An 18,516-nucleotide genomic window follows, 5' to 3' on the forward strand; every position below is an offset into this window, starting at 1 on the left:
TTTCGATTTTACTTTCTTGTGATAAACCCCATTTTCTCTACTTTTTCCATATCTTCCATAACCTTTGATCCCACCGTAGTCAATAGGTCCCCGACAATCGCCGAATTAATTCCGGCTTCTATCGCTTCTTTTTCTATATGTGCTATTAAATTTCTACCTCCGGCAAATCTTAAAAAGGCATCCGGATGAATAAAGCGAAACACGGCTATCGTCGTTAATACTTCCTCATCCGCCAAAGGTGCTGCATTCTCCAAAGGAGTTCCCGGAATAGGATTCAACACGTTGATAGGAATTGACTTAATCCCCAAATCTCGAATCATCAGAGCCAGATCGATGCGATCTTCCATCGTCTCTCCCATTCCTATAATTCCTCCGGAACAAACTTCCATTCCTACCTCTTGAGCCGCACGAATCGTCTCTATTTTTTCATCCGTCGTATGAGAAGAACACAAGGAGTGAAAATAACGACGAGAAGACTCCAAATTACAATGGTAACGTGTTATACCAGCCTCTTTTAATCTAAGTAATTGTGTCTTGTTTAACAATCCCATGGAGGCACATAAATTGATATCCATCCCTCGCTTTATCTTTCGGGCATAATCACACAACCGATCTATATTTTTATCGGAAAGAGCTCTTCCGCTCGTTACAAAAGAAAATTTATTCACCCGATAAGTCGCATTCAAACGAGCCAATTCAATACAACTCTTTTCATCGATTAAATCATACTCATCTACTTTTGTCCGAAAAACTGCCGATTGGGCACACCATTTACAATTTTCAGAACAACGTCCGGAACGCGCGTTGATAATCGAACAAGTATCGAAATAATTTCCGACGAAATGATCCCGTATCTCTCCCGCAGCCTCATATAAAGCCCTTTTATCCTTTATCAGGGATAACTCCAGAGCCTCCTCCTTAGTAATCGACTGTCCTTTAAAGATTTTCTCTTTCAATGTATCTATTAACATATCTATATACAAAAAAGGTATACCCATTGTTCACAACAAGTATACCCATCTATATTAAATTTTTCATTCCCATGCTTTACAGGAAACTCCGCACCAACACATGATGATACCACCTCGCATACCTGTTTTAGTCCGCCATCCGACTCCTCTCTCTTATCCTTTACCATGATTTTCTTTGAGACTCCGGAAAAATCAACGATTATCCCCTTTAAAGAAGATTTTCCTAATGCTACCTTACAAATATCTATCGATAACGTCGCTATCCTTACCTCTTTTCTCAAAGAGGCAAAAATAGCATATCCCTTACGATTCCATTTGGAAAAGTATACCATGCATCTAAAGCAAAAATATCTTCTGTTCATAAACTCCCAACACAGCGGATATAATAAACGGCTGCAATTTACTAAAATTTTTTTATATTTAGCGATTCAACAAAAAAAACAGAAAAGTCGACTTAATCGTAAAAGCGAATAAAAATAAAACTTGTTATGGAAAAAATAGATTTGAATCGCATATATAAACGCAAAAAAAACGATAGAGATATTTTTCAAGAACTTATGCCCTTTAAAGTAAAGGAGATTCTATTAGTGGCAAACTATTACGATGCCTACACGATCGAACGGGAAGGGCAATTTTCAGACAAAATATTCGGAGAATACCTGCAATTGAATTTATTTACGGCTCCCCGTTTCACCTCTGTAGCGAGCGAGTCGGAAGCTTTGAAAAAATTAAGGGAACGACATTACGATCTCATTATCATCATGGCCGGCTTAGATAAACAGACCCCTTTGATAATCAGCCGTAACATAAAAAAAGTACATCCCCATATCAAACAGTTAATGTTAGTTAACAACAACGGAGACCTTGCTTACTTTCATCGCATCGAAAAAGAGGTACACGAATCCATCGAACGGTTATTTGTTTGGAACGGTTCGACGAAAGTCTTCTTGGCTATGGCCAAATATCTTGAAGACCGAATGAATTTGGAAGCTGATACACGTTTAGGGGATGTCAGAGTCATATTGGTGGTGGAGGATTCCGTCAAATATTACTCCCGTTATTTACCCTTACTCTATACCGAAATCATGACCCAGACACAAAAAATCATCGCGGACGAACCATCGGACGACGAGCTGGGACTTATATTGAAAATCCGGGTACGTCCCAAAGTGATTTTAGTCAGTACCTATGAAGATGCGATAGAGATTATTGATAAATACAAAAATAATATCATCGGTGTCATATCAGATGTTCGTTACGCTAAAAACGGCATCGAGGATGAAGATGCGGGTGTTGAGTTGATTAAATACGTTCAGCGATTAGGATACAAGATTCCCTGCCTTCTTCAAAGCCATGAAGAGGAAAATGCCAAACGGGCAGAAAAAATCCATGCGGAATTCATCAATAAAAACTCGCTCACGCTGGCACAAGAAATAAAAACTTTTATCAAAACCCGTCTCGGGTTCGGAAATTTTATTTTTCGAGACAAATCAGGACACCCGATAGATAAAGCGACTTCAATCAAAGAGTTTCGAAGGAAATTGACCACCATACCGGATGAATCTTTGGAATACCACTCTATTCGCAACGGTATTTCCACATGGTTAATGGCAAGGGGAGAAATCAATCTCGCTCAAAAATTACGACGGTATAGTTTTGAATACTTTAAAAATACCGATGAAATTCGCCAGTTTATTGCCAACGTTTTCGAATCTTCCAAACTAAAAAAAATAAGAGGACGTATTATTCCGTTCCGGCCGGAATTGGTCGACTCCAACCGTTATATCACTCGCCTGGGACTCGGCTCTCTCGGAGGCAAAGGACGCGGATTAGCATTTATATCCAACTTTATTGAGAATGTTTACCTTAAAAAATTAATTCCCAACTTAAAAATCGCTATTCCCAAAACCGCCATCATCGGGGTGGAAGAATTCGATAATTTTCTGGAATTAAACGATTTATATAAAGAAACTTATATCAACAACGAATACGACCACCTAAAAAAGGCCTTTCAACAGGCCACCCTCTCTTTACCATTGAAAGAAAAGCTACGCCAGTATCTTCAAGTCATGACCAAGCCGTTAGCAGTCCGGTCTTCCGGTCTGTTTGAAGACTCCTTAAGCCAACCTTTCGCCGGTGTGTACGCGACTTATTTGATTCCTAACAATAATCCGGACTTTGAACGCAGATTGGAAGAACTGGAAGATGCCATCAAATTAGTTTACGCCTCTGTCTTTTCCGATGAATCGAGGGCTTATTTCAAAGCTATTGACAGCATGATAGAGGAAGAAAAAATGGGTGTAATCATACAGGAAGTAATCGGGAACGAACACAACGGACGATATTATCCCGATATCAGCGGGGTCGCCCAATCTTATAACTTCTACCCCTTTTCCTATATCAGGCCGGAAGACGGTTTTGCTGTTACTGCCATAGGACTCGGAGCTTACGTGGTAGGAGGTGAAAAGACTCATCGTTTCTCTCCGGCATTTCCAAAATTGCAATTAGCTTCCATACAGGACAAAATCCGTAGCTCCCAAAATTATTTTTACGCTATTGATATGAAACACCGGGGATACGATTTAATCCGAGACGGAGAAAATGCAGCAATTAAAGCCTATGATTTAAAAGAGGCCGAACGAGACGGCACATTGGAATACAGTGCTTCGGTTTATGATTTCATGAACGATCGTATCGTCTATGATCTGAATGAAAAAGGTCCCCGAATTATTGATTTTGCCAAAATCTTACAATACGATTATATTCCGTTAGCCTCCACTCTACAAATCTTGCTGGATATCTTCTCGCAAGCCATGGGGTCACCCGTTGAAATTGAATTTTCCCTTAATATAGAAGAAAGCATACCAGTATTCTATTTATTACAAATCAAACCGTTAATTAAAAACGAATACTCTATAGATATCGATACGCTTCACATCGATCAAAAAAAGATTCTTCTTAAAGCCAATAAAGGTATGGGAAACGGAAAATTGCAATATATCCGGGACGTCGTCTATATCGATCCTCGGAAATTCGACAGACTCAAAACCCGGGAAATGGCAGAAGAGGTAAAACAACTCAATGCCGAAATTGCCCGGGAAGAAGAAAAATTCATACTGATCGGCCCGGGACGCTGGGGTACACGGGACCCGCTTACGGGAATTCCCGTCCAATGGTCCGATATCGCCAATGCAAAAATAATAGTGGAACAAGGACTTCCTGATTTTCCGTTGGATGCCTCTTTAGGTTCTCACTTTTTTCATAATGTTACCTCCATGAATATCGGTTATTTTGCTATCCCCTTCGAATCCCCCGATTCATTTATTAGGTTCGACGTACTCGAACAACAGGATGTCATTCACGAATTAACCTATGCCCGACGAGTCCGTTTCAAAAAGCCGTTGACCGTCTGGATGGACGGCAAAAAACAAACTTCCGTCATTACTTATTGAAAAACACCCAAGAATGATACTATTCTTGGGTGTTTTTTCATGCGAAACGTCTTTAATAACAATCCCAATTATATAAGACGTTAGAAAAATCACGTCTGGCCAAATCTTCAGGCTTTATAAAAAAATGACAAACACCCGAATCCCCCCAAAGAATCGAATAATCATTCGTCTCCTCCGAATCCAATTGAAACAATAGCACGGTATGCCCCCGCAAATTCTCATGGTATTCCCGAGGATCTATTTGCGTAAACATCGGGTAACCGCCGATATGATGCCCACCTCCCTCCAACTGATCGTATACTCCATCCGTAATCTCTTCGGATATCCGTTCTAAAGATGAGACTTGATTCGAGGGATAGACTTCATTATAGGCATCCAAGACTAATTTATCAAAACGAAAATCCCCCCCGCCCATAGGCATCTCGCCTAATTCGAAATTCAACTTCAATTCGTCGGATACGGGAAATACTTCTTTGTCCCTTCTCTCCTCATCGAAAGGAAGTGCAGAAATCAACTCCGCCTCTTTATCGACTTTCTCATGATAAATGACCCGAAATCCCTTTTGAAGGGTCAATTCTTCGAAATTCAACCCGTACATTCCTCCGTCACTAATATAAAATTGTAACATTCCCGTCGCGGGAAATCCTTCTAAGGAAGGTATCTCTTCAAAATTGATCTGAGCTAAAAGACGTAAAGGCCTCTCCTGCCCCTCCTCCGACACTTCCGTGGGATATGGAAAATCCACGGGCAAATAAGGAACTCCACCGATTTTACTATTATATAAAGAACACTTTTCCTTAGCCGGACGGAGCCTTATACTGGGAGTCGTTGTCTTTTCCCGAATAACACGAACTATTTTATCGGCAGGAGTTTCTATTTTAGCACATCCGCCATTACCGAATAATTTACTGAATATACCCATGAGTCTATCAATTCTTAGTAAAACACATATACATCGTACAAATATAACCGTTTGAATTCACTTTTTCCACTTATTACACAAAACTCCGTGTAAATTCAAAAGAATAATGAATAACCTTTAAGACAGCCGTTTCTTTAAATAATACATATCGATACATTGTTTGCCGTCCTCCCATATCGGCTCCGGATAGTTGGCAATAAAAAAATGTTCGAGCGTGTGATCGGTTTTAAAACCGTTTCTCTCGTAATAACCTACTCCCGACTCACTCGTCCCGCCCCACAGGCATTCGAATCGATCTCGGTAATATTCCGTCAGGTAATTCAATAAATAACTGCCGTACCCTCTATTCCGATACTAGGAACAAACAGCCAGATTCTTGATCTCCCCTTTCCGGTCCACCACGACCTCCCCGATAACCGTTTTACCCGCCAACAACACAAACATATCTCCCTCTTCGATATAACGATCGATCATCTCCTCCGAAGGATCCGCATCCAATAACAAATCCAAATAACGTTTCCTGTCGAAAGCCACTCGTCTTACTTCTACATTTGTCCTATCCATACTCATATTACATTTCAGACAAATATATCCTATTTTAACGAATGAAAAAACAATTATTTTACTTTTACCCACTTCACCGCATCGGCAAATACTTTTTGATAAGAATCTGATCCCTTATCACTTAATTTGATTTGAGTCATTCCGATCCGAAAATCATATTTACCAAGAGATATCCAGCCGGGTTGTTTCATCTCTGTATAGGTAAGAGAAACTATTTTTTCTCCTTCTTTACATGTAAAAATATAGGTTTGCACAGGTTCCTTTTTAACTACAACTTGCCCGTCAACAGCATTCATCGAATACATTTCATTTTCAACCGCGTTAGCATTATTATAAACAAATAATTCATATTCCCCCTCTTCTGGTAAAGTAGTTTCCCACACGGCATAAGAATTTCCAATTCCTCCTTTTTTCTCCAGAAAGCCGGCAACTGGTTCCCCATAGCCTCCGGCCCAATCAGAATATTTCCAATGAGAAATATTCCTAAAAAACTTTTTATCCTCCAACAAATAAAATCCAGAATCTCTATCGTCAACCACATACTCTCCTTTTTTAGACATGAATAAGGTCGTATCTGCATCAAAAACACCGGCGTATGGATTCATAAGCATACCTTCCTCTAACTTAATATCCCTCCATAAATAAGATGAAGGAATATTTTGAGATAAATTGGTTTGAATTTCCAAATTAAATTTATCCACTTTCCGATAATCAAAATAACAACGAATCTCTTTGCAAGCTCCGACAGGAATAAAATAGTGAACACTCCTTTCAAAAAATGATCCAGCCAGAGTTATAACTCCGCCAACATTTCCTTTATTCCAAACTTTTACGCTTTGTAAAAGACCTAAACTTCCATCTGGATTTTCAACCTGCCATAAACATATATCTCTTAATCGAAAGGAAGGAAGTCTGGTCTCTTTATATATTTTACGCGTAAAATCAATTAAATCCACATCGAAACGTTCTTGAAACGCTTTACCAAATTCCTCATAATTTGTTTCACAAAAAGTATTCCGTCGAATAAAATCTTGGGTAAAAAGATAAAATTCATCAAATGGAACTTTACAAAGCAATCGCTTCAAGTAATCATTGGCTTTTAGCCACATCACTTGGTCAAAAATAACATTCTCCCTCGGTTGCTGAAATAAATATTCCAAACTATTTTCCTGAAGATAGGCTATTGCCGCAGGAAAAGTATTACTCTCTCCAAAACTATTAGCCATTGTATCCCAACGTTTTTGTATATATTGAAAAAAGATATCAATAGCCTTGAATTCAGGAGAATATATATAAAAATGATTTTTCCGAGTTAGAGAAGATATATCATATTCATTTTTTATCTCCTTCTCACGCTCTAATGGTCCAAACAATACATTTCCTTTTTTTAGAATACGGACACTTTCAAAATTTTGAAGATAAACCATATTAAAGAATTCATGCTGAGGAGTGCTTATTCCTTCATTCAAAGCATTTTTCCAAACCTTGAAAGCAGAAGAGAGCAGAGCCTCCCGTTCCGGACGAAAAATTAATTCCGGTTGAACATATTCACTTCTGTCTCTCCATACTCTCGAGTAAGCAGCAAAATGAATAGGCGTCTCAATTAATGCTAATTTATTATAAACATAGGCTTTATGTTTAGTATAACGAAAATCAAAAGACCATGAATCAATTAATTCTTTCGGATCAGTAAATTGATCAACTAGATATTCGTGTCCCTTAAACAAATATATTTCATACAATTTACCCTCATGTTTTATCGCTTTATGAATATATTTTCCCATACAAAGCGATACTCCGGTTAATTTTATTGGAGATATGAATATTACGGTATCTTTCCGGCACTTCATTTCTCCTTGTGAAATTACACATCGTTCCTTTTCTCCTGTCACAGTCAAGCGAAAACGTGTATAATTCTCTATAGTCGAATAAGGAGAACTAATATTTACTGTTGGAACTGATATCGGATACCACATGCATTCAGGAGTCAATAAAGTATAATCGGAACTCAGGTAAAAGAAATCATTTCCCATTTTAAAAATAGAATAAGTTCGTTCCTCCATTCGATCTGACAAATGTGTTATTTCCGGGTAACAAAGTTCCGAGACAGGCCTTCCATGATACAATAAAGTTATCTTTTTCGTTTCATGCGCTTGTAACTTGCAATTTAAAACAACGACCTGTTTTTCTCTTGTGAAATTAACAATTTCATCTTCTACCATCATACTCGTTATCTCTAATCCGGGATTCAAATATAATATAAAAGATGTCAAAGGTTTATCGTAAGGATTATACACGACCATTTCGCTTGTCGATTCATAGGAATTGCCAACTTGTTTAAAAGATATATCATGACTGACAACTCTTATTTTAAGTTGTTTATCGTACTTTTCGAATACTATTCGAATTTTCTCTCTCTCCTCCTCTTCACGCTTAAAATGAATTATATAAATAAACCCTAGAACAAATCCCAATAATAGAAAGGAACTTCCTGCAAAGACAGTATAAACTCGTACTCGATCACTATTCCAAATACGGTTTAAAGTCAAAATGCCTAAAAATAACATACCTACTCCTACTAAAAAAAAGATTAGCCTATGAATAAAATAAATATTCAAAACAGAGAAACCTGTTACATCAGAAAAAACATTAGGTAAATAAGTGGCAAACGGATCAAAAATACCAAAGAAATAATCAGGTACAATCTTTACTAAAATAAAAGACAAAAACAGTAAAACAAACCGAGCCATTGCTTGATTTTTCACTACTCCTTTTACCATCACACTATATCCCAAAACAAATACGAATAAAGGCAATGTCAAAGTAAAGAAGTAAAAAACATAAGGAAAAATAGCAAAAGGAGCATCACTCAGCAAAATATTAATAAATATAGCAATCAATGCCAGCATACAATCCAATCCTAAAACAACAATCATAAATCCTACAATTTTTCCAAGAGTATAATCTATATTTGAAAAAGGACGAATATCGATTGAGGATAATGATTCATCATAACGCCTTTTGCTAATGAATCTTCCTCCGAAAAAAACAGTTATAAAAATTAAAAAAAAACTTATCAAATAGGCATTAGCGAACGGAATAGCAGAGGGAAGTGAAATAGCTATCCAATCTGGATTTTTTATATTTCCTTGTCTTAACAAATGAATACAAGTTACTAATACTATACAAAATAGCGATACGAATCGAAATCCATTGTCTCTCATCAGTATCTTAACCTCATATTTTGCAATTTGTTTTATATTTTTATAGCTCATGCCACTTTAATTTTATTCTGTTCGCTAATACTTCTTTATTTTGTCGGTCGGAACGGAACTTTGACTTCTGACTTATTATTAAACTTCAAAAAATCAAATGGTGTACTAAAAGCCTTAGAAATTGATTTTCCACTGATCGGCGGACAATCGTTACATACCAATCTAACCTCACTTTCCGAATTATTATAAGGAACTCGTGCTCGACCTGGTTCACTAGGAGCACTTGTGCCGACTTTAGTTACAGCCATTACCCTAAAATCATAAATACCAGGGTCCAATATTACGGTATACATCGGATTATTGCCAGGTAATGGCAAAATATCCTTAACCAATCTTACCCACTCTTCTGCTCCAAGATTTTTTTTCTCAATAATATATCCTAAAACTTTAGATCCTCCATCACTAAGGGGTTTTTTAATGTAAATAGTTACTTTTGAAGCAAATAAAGGTGCAGATAATACAATTAACAGTATTGCTACCATGCTTTTTTTTTAAATTCTTCTCATAATAATTTAAATATAAAATAAATTAAACATACAGTATATTCCCTCTTTTTATATACTATCTCAACAAAAGAACGATCTAATATTACAAAAGGATGAATCAGATTTCAATTATTTTAATAATAAGATCATCAAACACAAAATTTGATTAAAATTTCATTTATTGCTTTCATTTATTTTATCAAATAAGCCTCTCGGGAACAGCCTTGTTCTACAAAATATTTTCACTACTTTTGTAAAACAAAACAAGAAGTAGAAGACATTATGAAGAAAGCGATTGTTTTATTATCGGGAGGATTGGATTCGACGACTGCAGTTTACCTGGCAAAACACCGGGGATTCGACGAACTGTATGCTATAACCTTCCTATACGGTCAAAAACACGATAAGGAATTACTTTCTGCAAAAGCCGTCGCAAAAGCCGTCGGCGTTAAAGAACATAAAATCGTCGAGTTGATGTTGAACCAGTGGGACGGTTGTTCCCTTACCGATGAAAAGATCGACATTGCTGACGGAAATATCGAACGGGACGATATTCCGGCTACTTATGTTCCGGCCCGAAATATGGTATTTTTATCCGTTGCCGCCTCTTACGCGGATGCCCTGGAGATCACTGATATTTTTATCGGAGTCAGCGAAGTGGATTATTCCGGTTACGTGGATTGCCGGGAAGAATTTATCAAAGCCATGGAAAATGCCATAAACTTGGGAACGGTTTTGGGGGCCGAAAAGAAACGCCGTATAACCCTACATGCCCCTTTTATGCATATGACCAAGGCTGAAGAGGTTCGTTTAGGAACGACACTGGGAGTAGATTTCGGTCTCACGTGGAGTTGTTACCGGGGAGGCGACAAACCTTGCGGTACATGCGACAGCTGTCTCTTACGGGCAAAAGCGTTTGCCGAAGCCGGAATTGAGGATCCCGCGATAGAGTAACTCAAAAAACACCATATGTTAATTCGTAAATTGTTTAAATTCGAAGGAGCCCATATCGTACGGAACTGTTCGTCGCAACGATGCAGAGAGAACATCCACGGCCACTCCTATATCGTTGAAGTGTTTATCGCCTCCGACAAGCTGGACAAAGGCTACATGGTCATGGATTTTGTACTATTAGATAAGGTAAAGGAACTGATCGACAGCTTCGATCACTCCTACTCTCTCTGGCAAAAAGAAGAAGAAGATTTGAAACAGTTCGTATACCGCTATAACCGTCGAGTAGCGGAGATCCCCGTGTCTCCCTCCGCCGAAGGCTACGCTTTATTGTTTCTATTCCTGATCGATAAAATCCTGCAACGTACGGAACATAAAAACGGAGAAGGGAATGTACGGTTAAATTCCGTGCGGGTACATGAAACGGCAACCGGTTACGCGGAAGCCTTCCGGGAAGATCTGTCTTTGGTTGACTTCTCCTTGAAAGACATCCGTTTCTCCGAAGCCATTCAGGAAGAATGGAAAGACAATGTATGGTGGAAAACATTAAAGTGAATCGAGTTCATTCAACGGTTATGTTTATTCAATTGGCAAAAGACGGCATCTTTCCTATTACGCGGGATAAAGCAGGTAATCCATTAAAAAAACTTCCGGCTTCCGGGTTTACTTTTCCGGGAACCATTCAAGGAGAAGGAAAATTGAACGGTATACCTTCACTGTTTATCCGATTGGCAGGATGCAACTTACATTGTTGCTGGCAAACTCCGGAAGGAGTCGTCGAATGCGATACGGCCTATGCCGCTTTTAAGATCGAGGAGAGCTTCCGGCTTCCGGTTACGGATATCACTCGGATCGTTAAACACAACCGGGAAAACATCCGTCACATCATCATTACGGGGGGAGAACCCCTTTTGCAAGCAGAAGGAGTGCTTATGCTTTGTCGGGAACTGAAAAAAGAGTACCCGTTTCATATCACCTTAGAGACAAACGGAACCCTTTTCAATGAAGCTTGCGCCGCCGAAATCGATTTTTTCAGCATCTCCCCTAAATTAGCCAGTTCTACTCCCCCGTCGCCACATGACCGTCGGCACAGTACCACCCGGATAAATTTAGGAAACATCCAATCGTTCATCACTCATGCACGGCAATACGGAAAAGATTTTCAACTCAAATTTGTTTATTCCGCGGAACACGATGGGGAAGAAATAAAAAAGATATTGACTCAGCTCACGGATTGGAGAAACGAAGATATTCTATTGATGCCCATGGGAGCAACTCCCGAAGAGTTACAACGTACTATTCCCAAGACTTTGGAGCATTGCATTCGTAACGGCTGGCGCTATTGCGACCGTCTTCACCTCTCTCTTTTCGGCAATAAACAAGGAGTATAATCCACTATAACAGGACTTCTTCTTTAGTTAGTAGCACGGTATACAAGATGAGTCATCTCCCTACCGTTTACTATTTTATCATACTCACCTACCATTTTCATACCGACCCTTTCCGCCACGGCACGGGACGATAGGTTTTCAGGACGAATATCGGCAATCACTATCGATGCACCCAAAACACGGAAAGCATATTCCATACAAGCTCCTGCTCCTTCCGTCGCGTATCCCTTCCCCCAATGTTTTTTACACAATATATAACCTATACCGATATATTTTTTCCCTTCTATCTCTTCCGGCAACAAACCGATTTGGCCTATCACCTCGTGCAGCTGCTTGTCCCACGCCAAAAAATAAGCGTATCCGTATCTTTCATAATTCTCGTTCATCCGTCCGATCCAAGAGTATACCTGTTCGTCTGTAAAAGTATATCCCCACGCGTACATAACCTCCCGGTCCTGTAACATCGTCGATAAAATCGAAAAATCCTCCATGGACATTTTTCGAAGAATCAATCGTTTCGTCTCTAAAAAAACACCCTCCATTGCTTTACCTTTTTAATCCCAGCCGGGTACGCGTAACATAATGAATAAGATCCTCATCCAATAAAAAACGGATTCGGGCGATCACCGCATCCCGATCGCCGGGTACGGAACAAACCAATTCTTTTATATCCATATCTCCTTTAGCAAGTTCTGCAAGGATTTCCTGATCGATCCTCTCCTTTCCCAATTTTACGGAAGCTTTTCTTCTATCTATGCATACGTCGCATATCCCGCACCCTTTATACTCTTTTTGTCCGAAATAAGCCATCAAATACAATTGCCGACAAGTCTCTCCCAACTCGATATACCCTACCATGGCTCCCACTTTCTTCTGGTAGGCCTGTTTCCTCCATTCATACGCTTCGCGGCCGATCGACAAATAAGACAAGGGTAAGCGAGGCTGATGATACAAGATATAGGGTCTGCTGTTTCCCGGAACATAACGAAGAATCTTTTGTTTGGCCAAAACGACAAAAGCGTGATAGAGTCTATACCTGTCCACATTCAGTTCCCCCGCGATATACTCTTCATCCACGTACACGTCCTGCACGAATATACCGGCATAACTCCGCATCAACACAACCATCAGACGCTCCGACAACTCATCTCCCAAATCCACGTCGTATAACTGATCGCGTAACAACAGAAACCTAACTCTGGAACGAGAGTTGATATCTGTCGTACATTCCATATACCCCGCCACACTCAATATACCGATAGCCGAAAGTACTTTCACCTGATCCAGCTCGAAACAAGAAGCAAAAGAGTCCGGATCGAATTCGAATACTCGTCCAGCCCCCTCTCCTTCTCCCAATTGGAAATGATTCCCCAAAGCTTCATAGACCCGCTTCACGTAATCTTTTTCCGGAAACTCTTTCTCTACGCGATTTTTTAAAGCCGTTAAAGAAGCAGTATTGTATAATAAAACGGCATATGCCCGCTGTCCGTCTCTTCCGGCACGTCCGGCCTCCTGAAAATAAGATTCCGGAGTATCCGGAATATCATAATGCACAACCACTCTGACATCCGCCTTATCGATACCCATACCAAAAGCATTTGTCGCAACGATGACAGGAACTTCTCCCGTTTTCCATGCCTCCTGTCTTTTTTCTCGTTGCACAGCCGACATCCCGGCATGATAATGATCCGCGCGTATACCCGCTTTCCGCAAAAAGTCAGCCAACTCCTCCGCTTTCTTACGTTTACGTACATAGACAATAGCCGGAGCATTCACCCGGGAAAGAATCATCCGTAACTCTCCGGCTTTATCTTCCACTTTCCGGACGACATAAGATAAGTTATCCCGACGGAAACTTTTTGACAACACGTGAGCCGCCTTAAATTTTAATTGTTCCTGTATATCCTTAACGACTTCAGGAGTAGCCGTCGCCGTTAGCGCCAATACCGCAACACCAGGAAAAAAATCACGAATCTCGGCTATACGCAAATAAGAAGGCCGGAAATCGTATCCCCATTGAGAGATACAGTGAGCCTCGTCCACGGCTATCAAAGACAAAGGCATCTCTTTCAGCTTCAACCGAAATTGCCCGGAAGTCAAACGTTCCGGAGAGACATACAGGAATTTAACCCCTTTATAAATGCATTTGTTGATCACGGATGCGATTTCATCCGCATCCATTCCCGTATGTATGGCCTCAGCGGCAATATCCCTACGCCTCAAATCTTCTACCTGATCTTTCATTAAAGCGATTAACGGCGTCACGACCAAGCAAATGCCGTCAAGAACCATTCCCGCCACCTGATAGGTCAAAGACTTCCCTCCTCCGGTAGGCATTAAAGCAAGTGTATCTTTACCCTCTAAAACAGACAAAATAATCTCTCTTTGGAGAGAACGGAATTCATCGTATCCCCAATACTTTTTCAATATATCATCGATCTTTACCATCTTTTAGCTGATTTCCCTACAAACGTACAAAATAAGTCGTTTCTAAAAAATTACTACTCCTATTTTCAACTTTCATCCGCGAAAAGATCTATTTAAAACGGTTTTTTACTATTTTCGCCCAACTATTTAACAACAACATGAAATCGATAATTATACTTGTCTTGTTCACTCTACTCCTCAGCGGATGCGGTAATAAAATCGATCCGAACGATGTACCGGTAGCCAAAGTATTGGATAAATACCTGCTTCTATCCGAAGTAAATGAAATAATCCCTCCGGGTACCTCCAAAACAGACAGTACTTTGATAGCACAAAAATACGTGAGAAAATGGATCACAAAAGAGCTATTATTAAATAAGGCCCTGCAAAATCTTTCCGATAAAGAAAAAGACATCCGCAAACAGGTAGAAGAATACTCTTCCTCTATCCTAATTTATAAATACAAGGAAAAACTGATATCCCAAAAATTAGAGGCTCAAATCCGTCAAGCAGAAATAGACGAATATTATGAAAAAAACAAATATAACTTCGTATTGAGAACTCCCGTCGTCAGAGCTCAATTGATTATCATCCCGAAATCGGCATCTAACATCAATAATGTTCGAAAATGGATCCGCTCCAATGAAGCAAACGATCAGGCGGCTTTAGAAGAGTATTGTATCACCAATGCTAAAAAGTACGATAATTTCAATGATAAATGGATAGAATTAAGATATTTATTAAATATTCTACCCATCACTCAAGAAGATTGGGAAAAGAAATACAAGAATAAAGAATACCTTGAGATAGAAGATGATGAAAATTACTTTTTCTTGAGAATCAAGGAGATCTTAAATGAACACGATACAGCCCCGGCAGATTACGTGAAACAGGAAATTGAAATTATTTTACGGAACAAGAAAAAAATGAACTTCGAAGATAATTTGGAAAAACAGATCAACGAAGAGGGAATAGAAAAAAATTACGTCAAAATATATTGAAATCGTAGAAAATCGAGAGATTATTCCGTGTTTTTGAAGAAAAAGTATTAGTTTAGAGCGTTTTTATTGAAATAACTTTACAAATAAATTATGAGATATTTAGTACTACTTACGTTATCATTCTTAATAAGCTATGCCTCAGCACAAAATAATGTTATAGACAAAATTGTGGCTGTCGTGGGAGAAGAGATCATATTAAAATCGGAAATCGAAAATCAGCTGATACACCTAAGAAGTGAAAATATACTCGATCCCCAAATCGATTATAAAACTCAGGTATTGGAACAACTCCTGGTAAACAAATTGTTGTTGGCACAAGCGAAAGTAGACAGTGTCGTTGTGACGGACGAAGATGTGGAAAGAGAGTTAAATGCCAGAATAGATAGTTATATTAATCAAATCGGTTCTCAGGCAAGAATGGAGAGTTATTTCGGTAAATCGATAGAAGAACTTAAAAACGAAATGCGAACCGTTGTAAAAGAGGGAGCAATTACCTCGGAAATGCAACAAAAAATCGTAAAAGACGTGAGAGTCACTCCTTCTGAAGTTCGTTACTACTATAAAAAATTAAATAAAGACAGTATAAGAGACGTAGGAGCTCAATACGAAATTCAACAAATCGTGATTCGTCCAAAAATCAGCGATTCGGAAAAAGAGAGGATCAGAAACCAATTGAGAGAATTCAGGGATGAAGTTTTAAGCGGCAAACAATCTTTTACTGTTTTGGCCGGACTCTATTCGCAAGATCCCGTGTCTGCTTCCAAGGGAGGAGAGTTAGGATATATAGCTAAAAGCCAATTAGCCCCCGAATTCGCGGAAGCGGCTTTTGCCTTAAAACCGGGAAAACTTTCTAAAATCGTAGAAACAGAATATGGATTCCATCTCATTCAGGGAATCGACAGACAGGGAGATAAAGTAAACGTACGTCACATTTTGTTACGTCCGCGTATAGAAGACAGCCAACGGCAAGAAGCCATACAGAGAATGGATTCCATCGTGAAATATATCCAAAGAGACAGCGTGCCTTTCGAGTACGTGGCTGAAATGCGTTCCGATGATAAAAACACGAGAAATAATTACGGGTTAATCGTAGATGAAGACGCCAACCCCAAACTCCCTTTGGAGATAATTAAAGGGGAAATGGCCAAACAGGTAAAAAACCTTCAAGTAGGAGAAATTTCAGAGCCTTTCTGGGATCAATCCGGTCCTATCGAAGAGTATAAAATTATAAAAATCAAGGCTTACTACCCTACCCACAAAGCCAATCTTCAAGACGACTGGAGTTTCTTCGAGAATAATTTATTAATAGAGAAACGACAAAAGGCTTTTCAGAAATGGATAAAAGAAAAGCAAGAAAGTACTTATATACATATTGACGACGAATACAAGAATGCCAAGTTTAATTTTGACGGCTGGATCAAATAAATTCCTAAAAGAGTAGGCCACGTTTTAATCAATATAATCGTAAACAAAATGCTACGTATCTGGGGAATTATATGGTGTATCTGTCTTGGAGGATTGATTGGGAATATTTCCGCACAAAACAAAAAACCGGCAAAGATCGACATAAAACATGCTGATAATCTTAAGATCGACAACCTGAAAAAAATAAATAAATTTATCGGCAATGTTCATATGACTCATGAAAATATGCTTATGTGGTGCGACAGCCTTTACCAATATCCGGACAGTAACTATATTGAAGCTTTCGGACATGTTAGAGCCAGACAGAACGATAGCATACACTTGGCAGGTGATTACATGCATTACGACGGCAACACGAAAATGGTGAAAATCAGAAACAATGTTTCTTTAAGAGATCCTAAGATCACCTTAACAACCAACTTTTTAGATTACGACGGTTTGTTTGAAATAGGTTATTATTTTAATGGCGGACAAATAAAAGACAGCGTAACGGTTCTAACCAGCAAATTAGGAAACTACTTTACCAAGACCAAATTAGCGTACTTTAAAGATAGTGTACGAGTAGATGCTCCCGACTATATTATCCACTCGGATACCCTAAAATACCAAACAGAGACGAAAGTGGTCTCCATATTAGGTCCTACGAATATATACGGAAAAGGCGAAGAGGGTACTACTTTATATTCAGAGGATGGATGGTACAACACGTTGACAGGACATGCCGAACTTTACAAAAATAATCATATCACTTACCTAACTTATGGAGGAACAGCCAAGACCATGGTCATCGACAGTATTACGCAAGAAGCTCTTTTAATAGACGATGTAGTACTTACCGATACGGTCAATGATGTCATTGTAAAAGGAAATTATGGAATGGTTAACCAAAAAAGTAACAACGCTTTCGTTACCGATCGCGCTTTATTGATTCTCGCGGGAAAACAAGACTCTTTATTTTTACACGGCGATACCCTTTTTTTAAACAAGGATACATTAGGCAATAATATTTTAAAAGCTTACTACAAGGTCCGGTTTTATAGTAAAGACCTACAAGGAGTAGGCGATTCCGTGGTCTACTTAACGGTCGATTCTATGATCTCCATTTATAAGCGTCCGGTAATATGGGCCTCTGGTAATCAAATGACGGGAGAAATTATATCTATTCTTACCGGAAAAGGAACCGTAAAAGAGTTTTACCTGAAAAATCAGGCTATGATGATAGCCCGAAGGGAGGAAACCGAAATATTCGATCAGCTCAAGGGTAGGAACATGACCGGTTATTTTAAAGATAACGAACTTTATAGAGTGTTCGTGGATGGAAACGGAGAGAGTATTTACTATCCGGACGACAAAGGAGCCATTATAGGAATGAACCGGGCCACGAGTTCAAACATACGTATCGAAATAAAAAACCGAAAGGTAACGGATATTATCTTTATAAACAAGCCGGAAGGAGAACTGAATCCCTTGTTCCTTGTTGATCCCGAGGAAGCTCGGCTAAAAGGCTTTCAATGGTTAAAGTACCTTCAGCCTAAAGATAAACACGATATATTTAACAATCCGTTACCGGAAACAAAAGAACCTGTCAAGCAAGAAGAAAAGGAAGACTATTAATCACATAAAACAAATATTACTACTTCATTCGAAACGAA

14 protein-coding genes and 2 pseudogenes are annotated in these 18,516 nt (G+C 39.0%); 7 read left to right on the forward strand and 9 right to left on the reverse strand.

Annotation, left to right across the window (positions count from 1 at the left end; all coding sequences use genetic code 11):
* Positions 1-8 precede the first annotated feature (8 nt).
* Positions 9-971: a biotin synthase BioB gene (bioB, locus tag PGR74_RS02665; protein WP_041505006.1), complete on the reverse strand. Its 963-nt coding sequence runs from the start codon at positions 969-971 to the stop codon at positions 9-11.
* A gap of 2 nt (positions 972-973) precedes the next feature.
* On the reverse strand, positions 974-1,303 hold the full coding sequence (locus tag PGR74_RS02670; RefSeq protein ID WP_041503588.1) for a hypothetical protein: 330 nt from the start codon (positions 1,301-1,303) through the stop codon (positions 974-976).
* A gap of 156 nt (positions 1,304-1,459) precedes the next feature.
* Here PGR74_RS02670 and PGR74_RS02675 point away from each other — a divergent pair, with 156 nt between their 5' ends.
* The gene (locus tag PGR74_RS02675; RefSeq protein WP_041503587.1) at positions 1,460-4,423 is read left to right on the forward strand and encodes a PEP/pyruvate-binding domain-containing protein; all 2,964 of its coding nucleotides are present in this window, start codon (positions 1,460-1,462) and stop codon (positions 4,421-4,423) included.
* A gap of 52 nt (positions 4,424-4,475) precedes the next feature.
* On the opposite strand, the gene PGR74_RS02680 is transcribed toward PGR74_RS02675, so the two are convergent.
* The 5 genes and pseudogenes from PGR74_RS02680 to PGR74_RS02700 all read right to left on the reverse strand — a co-directional run bounded on the left by PGR74_RS02680 (position 4,476) and on the right by PGR74_RS02700 (position 9,666).
* Positions 4,476-5,345: a YwqG family protein gene (locus PGR74_RS02680; protein WP_052634642.1), complete on the reverse strand. Its 870-nt coding sequence runs from the start codon at positions 5,343-5,345 to the stop codon at positions 4,476-4,478.
* Positions 5,346-5,462: 117 nt separating this feature from the next.
* A pseudogene (locus tag PGR74_RS02685) lies at positions 5,463-5,687 on the reverse strand (GNAT family N-acetyltransferase); the annotation flags it as partial.
* 12 nt (positions 5,688-5,699) lie between these two features.
* Positions 5,700-5,909, reverse strand: a complete 210-nt coding sequence (locus PGR74_RS02690) for a hypothetical protein (RefSeq protein WP_110688410.1) — start codon at positions 5,907-5,909, stop codon at positions 5,700-5,702.
* A gap of 53 nt (positions 5,910-5,962) precedes the next feature.
* Positions 5,963-9,184, reverse strand: a complete 3,222-nt coding sequence (locus PGR74_RS02695; RefSeq protein WP_146216410.1) for a hypothetical protein — start codon at positions 9,182-9,184, stop codon at positions 5,963-5,965.
* Between the two features lie 35 nt (positions 9,185-9,219).
* On the reverse strand, positions 9,220-9,666 hold the full coding sequence (locus tag PGR74_RS02700) for a fibronectin type III domain-containing protein (RefSeq protein ID WP_110688412.1): 447 nt from the start codon (positions 9,664-9,666) through the stop codon (positions 9,220-9,222).
* 279 nt (positions 9,667-9,945) lie between these two features.
* Here PGR74_RS02700 and queC point away from each other — a divergent pair.
* The 3 genes and pseudogenes from queC to PGR74_RS02715 all read left to right on the forward strand — a co-directional run.
* Positions 9,946-10,623, forward strand: a pseudogene (gene queC, locus PGR74_RS02705) (7-cyano-7-deazaguanine synthase QueC); the annotation flags it as partial.
* 15 nt (positions 10,624-10,638) lie between these two features.
* Positions 10,639-11,175, forward strand: a complete 537-nt coding sequence (locus PGR74_RS02710; RefSeq protein WP_041503583.1) for a 6-pyruvoyl trahydropterin synthase family protein — start codon at positions 10,639-10,641, stop codon at positions 11,173-11,175.
* Positions 11,154-12,011 carry a 7-carboxy-7-deazaguanine synthase QueE gene (locus PGR74_RS02715; RefSeq protein ID WP_235375069.1) on the forward strand — a complete coding sequence of 286 codons (858 nt, stop codon included), beginning with the start codon at positions 11,154-11,156 and terminating at the stop codon, positions 12,009-12,011. The genes PGR74_RS02710 and PGR74_RS02715 overlap by 22 nt, the downstream gene beginning before the upstream one ends.
* Positions 12,012-12,034: 23 nt before the next feature.
* On the opposite strand, the gene PGR74_RS02720 is transcribed toward PGR74_RS02715, so the two are convergent.
* Complete coding sequence (locus tag PGR74_RS02720) at positions 12,035-12,553, reverse strand: GNAT family N-acetyltransferase (protein WP_041503582.1); 519 nt, start codon at positions 12,551-12,553, stop codon at positions 12,035-12,037.
* 4 nt (positions 12,554-12,557) lie between these two features.
* On the reverse strand, positions 12,558-14,459 hold the full coding sequence (locus PGR74_RS02725; RefSeq protein ID WP_041504884.1) for a RecQ family ATP-dependent DNA helicase: 1,902 nt from the start codon (positions 14,457-14,459) through the stop codon (positions 12,558-12,560).
* Positions 14,460-14,596: 137 nt separating this feature from the next.
* On the opposite strand from PGR74_RS02725, the gene PGR74_RS02730 reads away from it, so the two are divergent.
* The 3 genes from PGR74_RS02730 (at position 14,597) to PGR74_RS02740 (ending at position 18,478) form a co-directional block, all read left to right on the forward strand.
* Positions 14,597-15,439 carry a hypothetical protein gene (locus PGR74_RS02730; RefSeq protein ID WP_041503580.1) on the forward strand — a complete coding sequence of 281 codons (843 nt, stop codon included), beginning with the start codon at positions 14,597-14,599 and terminating at the stop codon, positions 15,437-15,439.
* Positions 15,440-15,529: 90 nt separating this feature from the next.
* Positions 15,530-16,864, forward strand: coding sequence for a peptidylprolyl isomerase (locus PGR74_RS02735; RefSeq protein WP_041503579.1), 1,335 nt, complete (start codon positions 15,530-15,532; stop codon positions 16,862-16,864).
* 48 nt (positions 16,865-16,912) lie between these two features.
* Positions 16,913-18,478: an OstA-like protein gene (locus PGR74_RS02740; protein ID WP_270516666.1), complete on the forward strand. Its 1,566-nt coding sequence runs from the start codon at positions 16,913-16,915 to the stop codon at positions 18,476-18,478.
* The last annotated feature ends 38 nt before the right edge of the window (positions 18,479-18,516 follow it).

The organism is Sanguibacteroides sp. AM78-02pH3A (assembly GCF_027666085.1).
Lineage (GTDB): Bacteria > Bacteroidota > Bacteroidia > Bacteroidales > Marinifilaceae > Gabonibacter > Gabonibacter massiliensis.